The sequence below is a fragment of the Pseudoalteromonas piscicida genome (assembly GCF_002208135.1).
GTDB classification, from domain to species: domain Bacteria; phylum Pseudomonadota; class Gammaproteobacteria; order Enterobacterales; family Alteromonadaceae; genus Pseudoalteromonas; species Pseudoalteromonas piscicida_A.
Genome location: NZ_CP021646.1, coordinates 1,678,316 through 1,693,710, shown reverse-complemented (window position 1 = coordinate 1,693,710; position 15,395 = coordinate 1,678,316). Strand labels below are relative to the sequence as shown.

Annotated in this window: 13 protein-coding genes; 4 read left to right on the top strand and 9 right to left on the bottom strand. The window is 42.6% G+C overall.

What is annotated here, in order from left to right:
- The first annotated feature begins 209 nt into the window (after nt 1-209).
- Nucleotides 210-530: a hypothetical protein gene (locus B1L02_RS08015; protein WP_088530609.1), complete on the top strand. Its 321-nt coding sequence runs from the start codon at nt 210-212 to the stop codon at nt 528-530.
- Between the two features lie 75 nt (nt 531-605).
- Here the strand turns inward: B1L02_RS08015 and pyrF are convergent, their stop codons facing one another.
- The 9 genes from pyrF to gyrA all read right to left on the bottom strand — a co-directional run bounded on the left by pyrF (nt 606) and on the right by gyrA (nt 11,097).
- The gene (pyrF, locus tag B1L02_RS08010) at nt 606-1,316 is read right to left on the bottom strand and encodes an orotidine-5'-phosphate decarboxylase (RefSeq protein WP_088530608.1); all 711 of its coding nucleotides are present in this window, start codon (nt 1,314-1,316) and stop codon (nt 606-608) included.
- Nucleotides 1,317-1,344: 28 nt separating this feature from the next.
- Complete coding sequence (locus B1L02_RS08005; protein WP_088530607.1) at nt 1,345-2,481, bottom strand: lipopolysaccharide assembly protein LapB; 1,137 nt, start codon at nt 2,479-2,481, stop codon at nt 1,345-1,347.
- A 2-nt stretch (nt 2,482-2,483) separates the two neighbouring features.
- The gene (locus tag B1L02_RS08000; RefSeq protein WP_010377035.1) at nt 2,484-2,747 is read right to left on the bottom strand and encodes a lipopolysaccharide assembly protein LapA domain-containing protein; all 264 of its coding nucleotides are present in this window, start codon (nt 2,745-2,747) and stop codon (nt 2,484-2,486) included.
- A gap of 17 nt (nt 2,748-2,764) precedes the next feature.
- Nucleotides 2,765-3,055 (bottom strand): integration host factor subunit beta, encoded by a 291-nt coding sequence (gene ihfB, locus B1L02_RS07995; protein WP_010377033.1) that lies wholly within the window; start codon nt 3,053-3,055, stop codon nt 2,765-2,767.
- Nucleotides 3,056-3,116: 61 nt separating this feature from the next.
- Nucleotides 3,117-4,784 (bottom strand): 30S ribosomal protein S1, encoded by a 1,668-nt coding sequence (gene rpsA / locus B1L02_RS07990; protein ID WP_017217321.1) that lies wholly within the window; start codon nt 4,782-4,784, stop codon nt 3,117-3,119.
- 98 nt (nt 4,785-4,882) lie between these two features.
- Nucleotides 4,883-5,599 (bottom strand): (d)CMP kinase, encoded by a 717-nt coding sequence (cmk, locus tag B1L02_RS07985; RefSeq protein WP_017217320.1) that lies wholly within the window; start codon nt 5,597-5,599, stop codon nt 4,883-4,885.
- A 252-nt stretch (nt 5,600-5,851) separates the two neighbouring features.
- The gene (gene aroA / locus B1L02_RS07980; RefSeq protein ID WP_088530606.1) at nt 5,852-7,132 is read right to left on the bottom strand and encodes a 3-phosphoshikimate 1-carboxyvinyltransferase; all 1,281 of its coding nucleotides are present in this window, start codon (nt 7,130-7,132) and stop codon (nt 5,852-5,854) included.
- Complete coding sequence (serC, locus tag B1L02_RS07975; protein ID WP_088530605.1) at nt 7,132-8,214, bottom strand: 3-phosphoserine/phosphohydroxythreonine transaminase; 1,083 nt, start codon at nt 8,212-8,214, stop codon at nt 7,132-7,134. The genes aroA and serC overlap by 1 nt, the downstream gene beginning before the upstream one ends.
- Before the next feature lie 210 nt (nt 8,215-8,424).
- Nucleotides 8,425-11,097, bottom strand: coding sequence for a DNA gyrase subunit A (gyrA, locus tag B1L02_RS07970; protein WP_088530604.1), 2,673 nt, complete (start codon nt 11,095-11,097; stop codon nt 8,425-8,427).
- A 264-nt stretch (nt 11,098-11,361) separates the two neighbouring features.
- Here gyrA and ubiG point away from each other — a divergent pair, with 264 nt between their 5' ends.
- The 3 genes from ubiG to nrdA all read left to right on the top strand — a co-directional run bounded on the left by ubiG (nt 11,362) and on the right by nrdA (nt 15,357).
- Nucleotides 11,362-12,072 (top strand): bifunctional 2-polyprenyl-6-hydroxyphenol methylase/3-demethylubiquinol 3-O-methyltransferase UbiG, encoded by a 711-nt coding sequence (ubiG, locus tag B1L02_RS07965; RefSeq protein WP_010604847.1) that lies wholly within the window; start codon nt 11,362-11,364, stop codon nt 12,070-12,072.
- A complete protein-coding gene (locus tag B1L02_RS07960) occupies nt 12,069-12,716 on the top strand; it encodes an HAD family hydrolase (protein ID WP_088530603.1) in 648 nt (215 codons plus the stop codon). Before ubiG ends, B1L02_RS07960 begins: the two co-directional genes overlap by 4 nt.
- A gap of 355 nt (nt 12,717-13,071) precedes the next feature.
- A complete protein-coding gene (nrdA, locus tag B1L02_RS07955) occupies nt 13,072-15,357 on the top strand; it encodes a class 1a ribonucleoside-diphosphate reductase subunit alpha (protein WP_045990768.1) in 2,286 nt (761 codons plus the stop codon).
- Nucleotides 15,358-15,395: the final 38 nt, after the last annotated feature.

Here is a 15,395-nt window from a genome sequence, read left to right as displayed (position 1 = left end):
CCCTAATATCAGTGCTTTCGTTTTTTATCTGTATGTCTATACTTTCAGGGCTATTTTCCAATGCGGTTATCATAAGTAAAGCCGCGGGTCAGTCGATCATATTTATACAGGTCGGTTTTGGGAACTACAAATTTGTAGCACATACTAAAGCCAAAAGTCGCCAGTAAAATCAGATCAACATTTATCGCTGAACATAACAAGGAGTTGGAATGCGAGAAGAAAACCGACAAGTCCCACAACAATTGGGCCAGTATCTATATCAACAAATTAAAGAACCGTGGAGTGAAGCACGACTCGTGTTGGACTACCATGACGACAATATGCCTAGGTGTTCCGCTTTTTACTATGATACCAGCACACCAAAACAAGCACACGTTATACCAGTAAGTGATGAAATCTCCGTGCTTTTCCTAAGCTTGTTCGAAAATGCGACGTCAAATCAAGACGAAAATTGGCAAAAGGCCATTTTCTCAGTACAGCGTAGTGGGCAGTTTAGTTTAAACTTTGAAACCGCTGATAATGAAGAGTGAGATAAAAATCAAGCCCTTCAATTAAACGGACATCATTAATTGAAAACGGCCAACAGTAATGTTGGCCTTTCACTTTTAAAGTGTAGCAATACTTTGGTTTATCGCTTTTAATGCGGCGGCGGGGTTTTCAGCTTTAGTGATCGGACGCCCTATCACTAGATAATCACTCCCCGCTTTCACTGCTTTTTCAGGTGTCATAATACGTTTTTGATCGCCAGCATCAGCACCTGCTGGTCGGATACCCGGTGTCACAAGCTTAAACTCTTTACCGAGTTGAGCTTTTAAAAGTTCGGCTTCTTGCGCAGAACAGACCACGCCATCTAGGCCTGATTCTTTCGCTAATTTTGCTAGATATAGTACTTGCTCTTGAGGTGTTTTTTCAATTCCGAGCTTTAATAGCTGACCTTGATCCATACTCGTTAGCACGGTGACAGCAATAAGTAGTGGCGCTTTATCACCGTAAGCTGCCAATGCTTCTTTTGCTTTTGACATCATTTCATGACCGCCGCTGGCATGAACATTTACCATCCACACGCCAAGTTCAGCTGCAGCAGTTACCGCTTTTGCAACTGTGTTTGGAATATCATGAAATTTTAGGTCTAAGAACACATCGAAATTCATATCTACCAGTTTTTTTACAAACTGAGGGCCAAAATAGGTAAACATCTCTTTACCTACTTTCAATCGGCATTCGTCGGGTGAAAGCTGAGAAACAAATGATAATGCAGCTTCTTCATTATCATAATCAAGCGCAATCAAAACCTTTTTTAAATCTTGTGTCGACATAGTTACCCTATTTGGCCAAATTAAAAACTTAAAAACCGTCTAACCCACGGCTTGGAGCAAGTGACTCCCAATGTTTACAGGAGGGACATAACCAGTACATTGTGTGACTTGTAAACCCACAATGACCACATTGATAGTTTGGCTTAGTTGCAATATAAGACTTCACCAATTTATCTATTTCTTGTAGTACGTGATCTATTTTAGCATCTTTGCCGCTAATGAGTTGCAGCAAATAACTAAAGCCCCTAATTGATGGTTCACGCTTTAAACTATCAGTTAGAAACTCTATCGCCTCGGAAATATGACCTTTTTGAACTAATCCTTGGCAAAACTTAATTCTGATCAGCACGCCTCCTTTTTCTAATAGCTCAGAAACCAACTCGAAAAATTGTTCATGAATATTTAATTTAACATAACAGGATTCTAGGTCCTCAATTACTAGAGGTGCCATAAATACAAATTGGCTCACAAGCTTTCGCCAATAATATATACATTTAACGTAATCATCATGTTTGTATGCGTCTTTCCCCATTTCATACAAGGGTCTTACAGTTTCATGCGCGAGCGACGTCGCTTTTTCGAATAGGCTTGGATTCTTTTCTTGATTTGCAGCTTCACAATAGAAATTTGCAATAGTGGCGCAATGAGACGACTTTTTGAAAAGCTCAGGATGCGCTTCATACATATGAACGCCTTTTCGCCAATCTCTAGTTTGAGAGTATAGGTTTAGAATTGGGTCGAGTGCATCTTTAAACCCAAGTTTTACAAGAATGACTAAATGTTCTTCAGCGCTATCCAATAGGCCAGCTAAGATGTAATCTTGAGCAAGCTCTAGACGACAGGACTTCACCACTTCTTCATCTAGATTAGGTTGTTTAAGTAATAGCTCATGAATTTTTATCGCTCTATCTAACTCTCCCCGCTTTCTAAAGAGCGATGCGAGCGTTAAATAATGGTCGACGGAGTCTGCTGAGACTTCTAGTAATTTGGTGAGGTGTTCAAGACCCTGATCTTCTTCCCTATCTAGTAGGAATTTTAGGCCTTTACTGTATTCAGAAGTAATTTGTCTACTTTGCTCTAGGGCTTGATTCTTTGCACTATTTTTACCCATAACATAACCGTAAGCGGCGGCTACAGGTAGTAATAAAAACAGCAGCTCGATCATAACTAGCGTTCGGCTGCTTGACTAAGCTTACTATTACTTTTTTTTAGGCGATGATTTTGCCATTTAAGCTTAGATAAAACCGACGCAGTTACAAGTAAACCAATAATTATCCCAAGAGCTAAGCAAATACTCATTAAGGTTGCGAGTGGTAACTCTGCACTTGCAATTACAAAATTGACATTAACAACTTGTGGATTTTGTGTTCCAACTAAAAATGCAATCAGTATGGCAACAACAGCTAATCCCTTTTTCAATACTGCAACCAAGTTTAGCTCCGTTAGACTTAATTATTTAAGCTTTCGTTTACTCTATCGCGCAGCTCTTTGCCTGGCTTAAAGTGTGGTACGTATTTACCATCCAATTCTACTGTCTCGCCCGTTTTAGGATTACGACCAGTGCGAGGAGAACGGAAGTGAAGCGAGAAACTACCAAAGCCACGGATTTCGATACGCTCCGAGTCTGATAATGAGCCAGCCATTTGTTCAAGGATTTCTTTTACCGCATTCTCTACATCTTTAACAGGAACGTGAGCGTGCTGCAGTGCAAGTTGTTCTATCAATTCAGACTTTGTCATAATGTTTCCTTTAGTGTAAAAGGAAGGGCTAAGCGCCCTTCCTAGTTTAAAGACTGATTAATTAGTCTTTTTGAGCATTTTTGAAAGCTGCAGCCATTGCGTTTTCGAACGCAGGCTCATCTTTCTTAAGCTTCTCTAGTACTTCTTTTTCTTCAGCTTCGTAGATAGCTTTAACTGATAGGCTGATAGTACGGTTCTTACGATCAACACCTACAAATTTAGCTTCGATTTCGTCGCCTTCAGAAACAGCAGCAGTCGCGTCTTCAACACGCTCTTGCGCGATGTCAGCTACACGGATGTAACCTTCAACGCCTTCGATTAGCTCAACAGTTGCGCCTTTAGCATCAACTTCAGTCACTTTACCTTTAACAATAGCACCTTTTTTGTTGGCGTCTAGGTAGTTAGTGAATGGATCTGCGTCGATTTGCTTAACGCCTAGAGAGATACGCTCACGCTCTGGGTCAACTTGTAGAACGATAGCTGTGATTTCGTCACCTTTCTTGTACTCACGTACAGCTTCTTCGCCTGGAGTGTTCCAAGAGATGTCAGATAGGTGTACAAGACCGTCGATACCGCCGTCAAGACCGATGAAGATACCAAAGTCAGTGATAGACTTGATCTTACCAGAAACTTGGTCGCCTTTGTTGTTAAGACGAGCAAATTCTTGCCAAGGGTTAGCTTTACACTGCTTAAGACCTAGAGAAATACGACGACGCTCTTCGTCGATTTCAAGAACCATAACTTCAACAGTATCACCTAGTGAAACTACTTTTGAAGGGTGGATGTTCTTGTTAGTCCAATCCATTTCTGAAACGTGTACTAGACCTTCAACGCCTTCTTCGATTTCAACGAAACAGCCGTAGTCAGTTAGGTTAGTTACACGACCAGTAAGCTTAGCACCTTCTGGGTAACGACCAGCGATAGCAGCCCATGGATCTTCGCCAAGTTGCTTAAGACCTAGAGAAACACGAGTCTTCTCTTTGTCGAACTTAAGTACTTTAACGTTGATTTCGTCACCTACGTTCACGATCTCTGAAGGGTGCTTAACACGCTTCCAAGCCATGTCAGTGATATGTAGAAGACCGTCAACACCACCTAAGTCTACGAATGCACCGTAGTCTGTAAGGTTCTTAACGATACCCTTAACTTCTTGACCTTCAACAAGGTTTTGAAGAAGCTCTTCACGCTCTTGTGAGTTCTCAGATTCGATAACAGCACGACGTGAAACAACAACGTTGTTGCGCTTCTGGTCTAGCTTGATAACTTTGAACTCTAGCTCTTTACCTTCAAGGTGAGCTGTGTCGCGAACTGGACGTACATCAACAAGTGAACCAGGTAGGAATGCACGGATTGAATCAACTTCAACAGTGAAACCGCCTTTAACTTTACCGTTGATCATACCAACAACAGTTTCGTGCTCTTCACATGCTTTCTCTAGACGGATCCAAGCTTCGTGACGCTTCGCTTTCTCACGAGAAAGGATAGTCTCACCGAAACCGTCTTCGATAGCGTCAAGTGCTACATCTACTTCGTCGCCAACAGCAACTTCTAGTTCACCAGCAGCATTTTTGAATTGCTCTGCAGGGATTGCACTTTCAGATTTAAGGCCAGCATCAACAAGAACAACATTGTTCTCGATAGCGATTACTGTACCTTTAACGATTGAGCCTTGCTCAACTTCAAAACCCTGTAGGCTTTCTTCAAATAACTGCGCAAAATTTTCTGACATACTAAATACGTCTCTATAAAGTTAAATTACCAATTAGCAACCATGCTGCATGGGGTTGTTAAATAAACACTAGCTTCCTGCCTGTGTCATTAAAAAATTTACTTAGGTAAACAACTTTTTGGAAGTTTACCTGCCACAATGGCGTCTTGAATAAAAGACATAACCTGTTTGAACACTTGCTCAGCATTATGCTCAGTTGTATCAACAACTATCGCATCGCTAGCAGGAACTAATGGGGCAACCTTGCGATTCATATCGCGATCATCGCGAGCTTTAATGTCTTCTAACAGACCACTTAGTGTAACATCATGGCCCTTCTCATTCAACTCAACAAATCGCCTGCGAGCACGTTCTTCTGCACTTGCAGTCAAATAAATTTTAAGTTCAGCATCAGGGAATACCACCGTTCCCATATCACGTCCATCTGCAATTAAGCCAACTTCTGTTCTAAAAGCGCGCTGACGTCGTAATAATGCCTCTCTCACTCTTGGTAATGCTGCAATTTTTGACGCTGCTGCACCGACTTCTTCATTGCGAATGGTATTAGTGACATCTTCACCTTCGAGTACAATTTTGCTTTTTTTAGTTTCTTTATCGATAGAAAATTGTACATCCAAATTAGCTGCGAGTGGAACCAAGCCCTCTTCGTTATCAGTTGCAATTTGGTGGTGTAATGCTGCTAACGAAAGCACGCGATAAATCGCACCGCTATCCAACACTTCCCAGTTTAATGTTTCAGCTAACAAGCGACAAACAGTTCCTTTGCCTGAACCACTTGGGCCGTCTACGGTGATAACTGGCATAGCTGCCTGCATTTAGACCTCCTAAAAATGCTCACCTGAATTTGACGGCGCATAGTATACGTCAATTTGCTGAATATATCCTTATTTACCTGTCATTTTTTGTTATATCTCAAATTATTAGTGCAGCGAGATACGATAAATGTTGGAAGTAGACTGGCTTTTACTGAATAAAATTCAAACAAAAATACGCATATCTAAAGTAGTTTTAGGCGGTTTCTAGAGAAGATTTTAAGGTGTCGAACCTGTTCAACACCTTTGATGAGACTAATACTGACTAATGCTTTCTAACACTGAAAAGTAGGTTGGGAAGGTTTTTGCCGTGCATTTAGGGTCGTTGATAGTGATCGCTTGACCACCCACTGCAACCATCGAAAAACACATTGCAATACGATGGTCATTGTATGTATCCACATCCGTGAAATTAAAATTAGCCGGTGGCGTTACTTCGATAAAGTCGTGCCCTTCTACCACTTCTGCGCCTACTTTTTTAAGCTCAGTCGCCATGGCAGCTAACCTGTCGGTTTCTTTCACACGCCAATTGTAGATATTACGAATAGCAGTTTTTCCTTTAGCAAATAGTGCTACGGTTGCAAGTGTCATCGCAGCATCAGGGATAGCATTGGCATCAATATCCACACCATTTAGCTCACCTTTACGAACAACAATACGCTCATCATACCAATCGATGTTTGCACCGACTTGTTCCATCACTTTGGCAAAGCCGATATCACCCTGCACACTTTGCTTACCCACCCCTTTGATCTCAATTTCACCGCCGGCAATTGCAGCAGCAGCGATGAAATAAGAGGCTGACGACGCATCCCCTTCGACCATAAGTGTTCCTGGAGAACGATACTGTTGTCCAGCTTTTACCACAAAATGTTGATAATTGTGGTTTTCGACGTGAACACCAAAGTGCGCCATCACGCCAATAGTAATATCAATATAAGGTTTTGAAACAAGATCACCTTTAATCGCAATATTCGTATCGCCACTAAAAAGTGGTGCAGCCATCAATAATGCGGTTAAAAACTGGCTTGAGATACTACCGTCAATCTCAACTTCACCACCAGCAAGTTGCTTACCTGCAATTTTTAACGGTGGGTAGTCTTTGTTTTTTAGATATTGAATATCCGCGCCAAGCACTTGCATCGCGTCAACAAGATGACCAATCGGACGCTCTTCCATCCGCGGCTCACCAATCAGTTTATAATCACCGGGCATAGCTGCAAGCACAGCGGTTAATGGACGATATGCGGTCCCCGCGTTACCTAAAAATAGTGGTTCAACGGGTGTAGTAAACTTACCACCATTTCCTTTGACCAGTGCCACCGTATTATTGTCTTCTAGCGTCACTTCAACGCCCAACTGAGACAACGCGCCTAACATATGGCGGATGTCATCGCTATCTAGTAAGTTCGTCACCTTTGTTGTGCCTTCGCACAACGCCGCAAGCAACAAAATACGATTTGATAAGCTTTTTGAGCCTGGTAGCGTCACACTGCCGCTGACTTTGGTTATGGGCTTGAGAGTTAATTGCTCCATCAACTGTTCTCCCGTGCGAATTTATCCATAAATGCAACTAGTGCTTTGATCCCTTCGATTGGCATGGCGTTGTATATGCTAGCCCGCATACCGCCAACAAAACGGTGGCCTTCAAGTGCGATTAAACCGTTTTGTTCTGCCTCAGCCAAGAATTTTGCATTTAGGCTGTCATCATTTAACCAAAATGGTACGTTCATCAACGAGCGACAATGTTTTGCAACTTTATTTGAGTAGAAGTCAGAGCTATCGATGTAATCATACAAAATGCCTGCTTTTTCTTGGTTGTGTGCTTCCATTGCTTTAACACCACCAATGCTTTCAAGATATTTGAACACCTCAAACGCAAGGTACCAAGCAAATGTTGGTGGTGTGTTGTACATACTTTGCTGTTCAGCCTCAATGGCATAATCGAGGATAGCTGGTCTTGGCAAGCCTTCACGCTTCAATAATGTCTTCCGTACAATCGCGATACTGAGGCCCGAAGGACCGATATTTTTTTGTGCACCAGCATAGATCAAATCAAAGTCATCGACGTTAATTTCACGAGATAAAATATTGGAAGACATATCCGCTACAATTGGTGCGGTTGCATGCTTTGGAACGTCAAATATTTCAATACCGTCGATAGTTTCGTTTGGACAATAGTGAACAAATGAAGCGTTTTCTGGTAGCTTCCACTCGGAGACAGGTAAAATGTCGAATTGACCATTTTCGTCAGTACGAATATTAATCGCATGCGTTTGCGTGAATTTCTCACCTTCTTTCGTTGCACCAGTAGACCAGATCCCGTTTTCAATATATACGCCAGGTACACCCTCTACATGTAGGTTTAGAGGTACAGCAGCAAAGTGACCTCGACCACCGCCATGCATAAACAATACTTCAAATTCATCAGAGATGTTCATCAAACGACGTAAGCTTGCTTCACATTGCTTTGCCATTTCGAGATACGGTGCCGAACGATGGCTAACTTCCATCACTGAAACACCTAGATTTTGCCAATCTAGAAATTCTTTTTGCGCTTTTTTCATAACTTCAACAGGTAACATCGCAGGACCCGCGCAAAAATTATAAACCGTCATATTTTTCCTCATTCCAAATAATCTAGATCATCCAAAGAATAACATTATTCTCATGACTTTTTGGATGAACAGTAGGCTGCCCGACTAAAACGTCGGATTGTTGGTAGCCTTAATTTATCAGGCTTCTGGCTCTTGTCATAGAGGAACAGATTGAAAAAATTGACAGGAAGAAAAAAAGCGACCGAAGTCGCTTTTTTGGGTAGGATTTTTTTATTCCTCTGCGTCAGGTTCCGCAGCAGGTGTTGCTTCACCTTCTAGCTCTGCAACGTCACCCTCAGGCAACTCTTCCACTTCAATTTCTTCGATGCGTTGAAGACCAACTACTTTCTCGTCTTCCATCGTACGGATCAGAATCACACCTTGGGTGTTACGGCCTACCGTAGAAACTTCGTTTACGCGCGTTCTAACTAGCGTACCACGGTTTGAGATCAACATGATTTCATCGTTGTCATCAACTTGAACCGCGCCAACCACAGAACCATTTCTTTCTGTTACTTTGATTGACACAACACCTTGTGTTGCACGGCTCTTCGCAGGGTACTCTGCAAGCGGTGTGCGCTTACCATAACCATTTTCAGTTACGGTCAAGATTGCACCATCGCCTTGTGGTACGATTAGTGATACCACTTTAACGTCATCTGGCATCTTGATACCACGAACACCAGTAGCTGTACGGCCCATAGGACGTAAAGCCAACATTTCTTCGCCAGTTTCAGGATCACGCTTCACTTCACCCGTTTCTGAATCTCGCTGCTTCTCATTAAAGCGTACAACTTTACCATGCTCAGTAAATAGCATGATGTCATTTTCACCTGTGGTAATGTTAGCACCGATGAGGCTATCGCCTTCGTTCAAGTTGATAGCAATAATACCGCTTGCACGCTGACGGCTGTATGCAGTCAGAGGTGTTTTCTTAACGATACCACTCGCTGTTGCCATGACGATAAACTTATCTTCTTCGTATTCACGAACCGGTAAAATTGTCGTAATACGCTCATCAGCTTCGAGTGGTAACAAGTTAACAATTGGCTTACCGCGCGCAGCACGTGATGCGAGCGGCAACTGGTAAACTTTTAACCAATATAAGCGCCCCGAAGTGGAGAAACAAAGAATTGTATCGTGAGTATTTGCAACGAGTAGACGTTCGATAAAGTCTTCATCTTTCATCTTAGTTGCAGATCGCCCTTTACCACCACGACGCTGTGCTTCGTAATCGCTAAGAGGTTGATATTTCACGTAGCCTTCGTGAGAAAGCGTAACGACAACGTCTTCTTCGTTGATCAAATCCTCTAGACTGATATCGTGCGCTGCAGCAGTGATCTCTGTACGACGCTCATCACCATATGTTTCTTTGATTTCGACAAGCTCATCACGGATCACTTCCATCAAACGTTCTGGAGAGGAAAGGATATACAGTAGTTCAGCGATAAGATCGAGTAGCTCTTTGTATTCTGCCAGAATTTTCTCGTGCTCAAGACCCGTTAATTTGTGTAGTCTTAAGTCAAGAATTGCTTGGGCTTGTTGCTCAGACAAATAATACTGACCGTCACGGATCCCGAGTTCTTCAGCTAACCAGTCTGGACGTGCAACATTTTCTTCGCCAGTGCGCTCAAGCATTGATTTAACGTTACCAAGATCCCAAGCTCGCGCCGTAAGCGCCGCTTTCGCTTCCGCTGGTGTTGGTGACTTACGAATAAGCTCAATGATAGGGTCAATGTTTGCTAGCGCAATTGCTAGGCCTTCAAGCGTATGCGCTCTGTCTCTTGCCTTACGAAGATCAAATACAGTACGACGCGTTACGACTTCACGACGGTGAATGATAAACGCATCGAGCATTTCTTTTAGGTTGAAACACTTTGGCTGGTTGTTATCTAGCGCAACCATATTGATACCAAACACAGTTTGTAGTTGTGTTTGAGCGTATAGGTTGTTTAGTACAACTTCACCTACTTCACCACGTTTGATTTCAATAACAATACGCATACCGTCTTTATCCGACTCGTCGCGTAGTGCACTAATCCCTTCAACCTTTTTGTCTTTAACAAGTTCTGCGATCTTTTCGATTAATCTTGCCTTGTTAACCTGGTAAGGAATTTCATGAACGATGATGGTTTCTTTGCCTGTTTTCTCATCGACTTCGATGTCAGCTTTCGCGCGGATATAAATCTTACCACGACCTGTTTTATAGGCTTGTTCGATGCCATTTTTACCGCTAATGATAGCGGCAGTTGGGAAATCAGGACCCGGAATATAATCGATTAACTCTTCAATGGTGATGTCTGGATTCTGGATCACAGCCAAACACCCATTGATCACCTCTGTTAAATTGTGAGGTGGAATATTGGTAGCCATACCAACCGCGATACCAGATGAACCATTCACCAATAGGTTAGGCACTTTAGTTGGTAACACATCTGGAATTTGCTCTGTACCATCGTAGTTTGGTACATAATCAACGGTTTCTTTTTCAAGGTCAGCAAGTAACTCGTGAGCGACTTTAGCCATACGTACTTCGGTATAACGCATCGCAGCTGCAGAGTCACCATCGACAGAACCAAAGTTACCTTGTCCATCTACTAGCATATAGCGTAGAGAAAAAGGCTGAGCCATACGTACAATAGTATCGTAAACCGCGCTATCACCATGTGGGTGATATTTACCGATTACGTCACCAACTACACGAGCTGACTTTTTATAAGGTTTGTTCCAGTCATTTTTAAGTTCATTCATCGCGAACAATACACGACGGTGAACAGGCTTAAGGCCGTCACGTACGTCAGGTAATGCACGACCTACGATTACACTCATCGCATAATCTAGGTATGAATTTTTTAATTCATCTTCGATATTGACTGGCAGGATTTCATTGGCGAGATCAGACATTTGACTCCACTTTCCTTCAGTGTCTACCCCTTTTGTGTCACACTACAACTTGTGTTGAGATGCTATCTGAATATCAAATTGCTTTTTCTGCTGAAGCGCCAATTAAACGCGCTTCAAAAAATAGCCGAATTGCCTCAGAGTATCAGCGGGGCTTTGTTTATTATAAAATTCGTCAAGCATGCTAACACACTTTTTACCGTTTTACAGGTGCTATTTTTATCTAATCCCCTTTATAATGCGCTCAATTCGACGAGGAAGTTTTTTATGACCGAACATCAAAATGTAGACCCTAATGAAATCGCCAAATTTGAAGAAATAGCAGAGCGCTGGTGGGACCGCGAGGGAGAATTTAAGCCATTACACGACATTAACCCATTAAGATTGGACTTTATCAACGATAAATGTGAAGGCCTATTTGCAAAAACAGTATTGGATGTCGGTTGTGGTGGCGGGATTTTAACAGAAAGCATGGCTAAGCTGGGTGCAAATGCAACCGGTATCGATATGGGGCAAGAGCCGCTTAACGTCGCAAAGCTCCACGCGTTAGAGGTCGGCGTTAACGTAGACTATCAAAAAGTGCCAGCGGAAGAATTCGCAGCCATGCACCAAGGCGAGTTCGATGTAGTAACTTGTATGGAAATGTTAGAACACGTACCAGACCCAGAATCCATTATTCGTTCAGTCGCACAGCTAGTTAAGCCCGGCGGTCACGTATTTTTTTCTACCTTAAACAAAACCACGAAAGCGTATTTACTGGCTATCGTCGCTGCTGAAAAACTGCTTAAGATGGTTCCAGAAGGCACGCATGAGCATGATAAGTTTATCCGCCCCTCGACCTTAATTGATTGGGCTGAAAAGTACGACCTCAAAGTGAGAGCGGCGACAGGAATTAACTACAACCCTATCGGCAAAACATTTACTTTAACCAAGGACGTTTCAGTTAACTACATTCTACACTTTGAGAAGCTGGCATGATCCAAGCTGTATTATTTGATTTAGACGGTACATTGCTGGATACCAGTGACGACTTGGGAGCCGCACTAAACCACGTTTTAGCTGCTAATAAAATGCCTACAGTCGGCAAACAGGTATATAGCAGTGCGATATCAAACGGCGTAGCAGCGATGCTGCAGGTAGGATTTGGCGAGTCATTAAAGCACTACGATACTCAGGTATTACGTCAGGGAGTGCTCGACTACTACCTTGAGAATTTATCAGTACACTCCCAATGCTTTGCGCAAATTGGTGAGTTATTAGCGGCACTTGTAGAAAAAGAGGTTCAGGTTGGGATCATGACAAACAAGCCTGAATTTTTAACACTTCCGCTACTAAAACAGATCCCTGAACTTGCAAAGATCGAGACAGTTGTGTGTGGAGATACCTTGGCTGTGGCTAAACCTCATCCCGAGCCTTTACTGTTAGTGGCGTCAAAATTGGGGGTTTCACCTACGCGTTGTATTTATGTTGGCGATGCTGAGCGAGATATCGTTGCTGCAAAATCCGCAAAAATGATTAGTGCAGCAGCAATGTGGGGATTCATTCCATCAGAAGCTGAAGCAAAGTCATGGCATGCGGATCTCTATCTTACTAACCCATTAGACACACTATCGCATATTTAGTGTCGATTAAAAAATAAAACACCATATATTGTGTTTTTGCTATAATAGATACGAATTTGTGTAGAAAAAAATCAGTTAGAATTTTTTTTTATTTTTACTGAAATGCGTCATCTTTCTGTTGATTTTTCTTTGTGGGCAGATAAGTGGATTGTCATAGGTTAGTGGATACTTACATAAATAAATTATCCCAAACTTATCCACAATTCTGCCCGAGTTGTTCTCTTGCAAATTCACGTCAACCCCACTATCTTGTGATCCCTAGCCACTAGGGCACCATATATAGTGGTGGTTTGCTAAACAATTTTATATTCGTGCGATATCTAAAGCGCGTTCCTAAGGAATACAGGCACATAACATGAACCAACAGCTATCTGTATGCAAAAGAAACGGTCGCAAAGAACCGTTAGATCTAGATAAGATCCATCGTGTCATTACATGGGCGGCAGAAGGCCTAGATAACGTCTCAGTTTCTCAGGTTGAATTAAAGTCACACATCCAGTTTTATGACGGTATTCGTACTGGTGATATCCACGAAACGATTATTAAAGCTGCAGCCGATCTGATCTCAAAAGAGTCTCCAGATTATCAGTATCTAGCCGCTCGCTTGGCTATTTTCCATTTGCGTAAGAAAGCCTATGGCTGTTTTGAGCCGCCGCACTTACACGACCATGTGGTAAAGTTGGTTGAAGACAAGCGCTATGATCAGCACCTTCTCACTGACTACACAAAAGCAGAGTTTGATGAGCTAAACAGCTACATCGACCATAGCCGAGATATGAACTTCAGCTATGCAGCCGTTAAGCAGTTGGAAGGTAAGTACCTTGTACAAAACCGCGTAACAGGTGAGATCTATGAAAGTGCGCAGTTCTTATATGTTCTTGTTGCTGCAAGCTTGTTTGCAAACTACCCGAAAGAAACGCGTCTAGATTACATTAAGCGATTCTACGATGCGGTTTCAACCTTCAAAATTTCATTACCAACGCCAATTATGGCTGGTGTTCGCACGCCGACACGTCAGTTTAGCTCATGCGTACTTATTGAATGTGCTGATAGCCTAGATTCAATCAACGCAACTTCTTCTGCGATTGTAAAATACGTCAGTCAGCGCGCTGGTATTGGTATCAACGCTGGTCGTATTCGTGCACTTGGTAGCCCAATTAGAAATGGTGAAGCATACCACACAGGATGTATTCCTTTTTATAAGCACTTCCAAACGGCTGTTAAAAGCTGCTCCCAAGGCGGTGTGCGTGGTGGCGCAGCGACCCTATTCTACCCGCTTTGGCATCTTGAAGTTGAAAACCTATTAGTACTAAAAAATAACCGTGGTGTTGAAGAGAACCGCGTGCGTCATTTAGATTATGGCGTGCAGTTCAACAAAACCATGTATAGCCGCCTAATTAAAGACGACTATATCACGCTATTTAGTCCATCAGATGTGCCTGGTCTTTATGACGCATTCTTTGAAGATCAAGATAAATTCGAAGAACTGTATGTTAAGTACGAGCAAGATGAGTCTATTCGTAAGAAACGCATTAAAGCGATTGAATTATTCTCAATGTTTGCACAAGAACGTGCGAGCACTGGTCGCATTTATCTACAAAACGTTGACCACTGTAATACACACAGCCCGTTTGACTCTAAGGTTGCACCGATCCGCCAGTCAAACTTATGTCTTGAAATTGCACTACCAACGAAGCCGCTAAGCCATGTAAATGACCCTGAAGGCGAAATTGCGCTTTGTACGCTTTCAGCATTTAACTTAGGTGCAATCAAGTCTCTAGATGAGTTAGAAGAGTTAGCCGAGCTTGCGGTTCGTGCACTTGATAACCTGTTAGACTATCAAGACTATCCAGTACCTGCCGCGTACAATGCGACAATGGGACGCCGTACACTGGGTATCGGTGTGATTAACTTTGCTTATTATCTTGCAAAGAATGGTGTTAAGTACTCAGACGGTAGCGCTAACGGCCTAACACACAGAACATTTGAAGCGATCCAATACTATCTGATGAAAGCATCGAATGAACTGGCAAAAGAGCGCGGTGCTTGTCCTAAGTTTAACGAGACGACCTACTCACAAGGTATTATGCCAATAGATACCTATAAGCGTGACCTTGATAAAGTCTGTGAGGAGCCATTACGCCTTGACTGGGATGCCCTAAGAGCAAGCATCCAAGAACACGGTATGCGTAACTCAACGTTGTCAGCATTGATGCCGTCGGAAACATCATCGCAAATTTCAAACGCGACAAACGGTATAGAACCGCCTCGTGGTCATATCAGTGTTAAAGCGAGTAAAGATGGTATCTTGAAGCAAGTTGTACCAGAGTACGACCGCCTCAAAGACAACTATGAGCTACTTTGGGATATTCCATCTAACGATGGTTACTTGGCGCTAGTTGGTATTATGCAGAAGTTCATCGATCAAACTATCTCTGCAAATACCAATTATGATCCAAGTAAGTTTGAAGCAGGTAAAGTTCCTATGAAGCTATTGCTAAAAGACTTACTCACCGCGTACAAACTTGGTGTTAAGACACTTTACTACCATAATACCCGCGACGGTGCTTCGGATGCTCAAGATGAGTTGAAACCAGAAGCAGAAGACGATGGCTGTGAAGGCGGCGCTTGTAAGATATAACTTTTTATGCGGGTGGTCTTCACCCGCTTTTTTAGGTA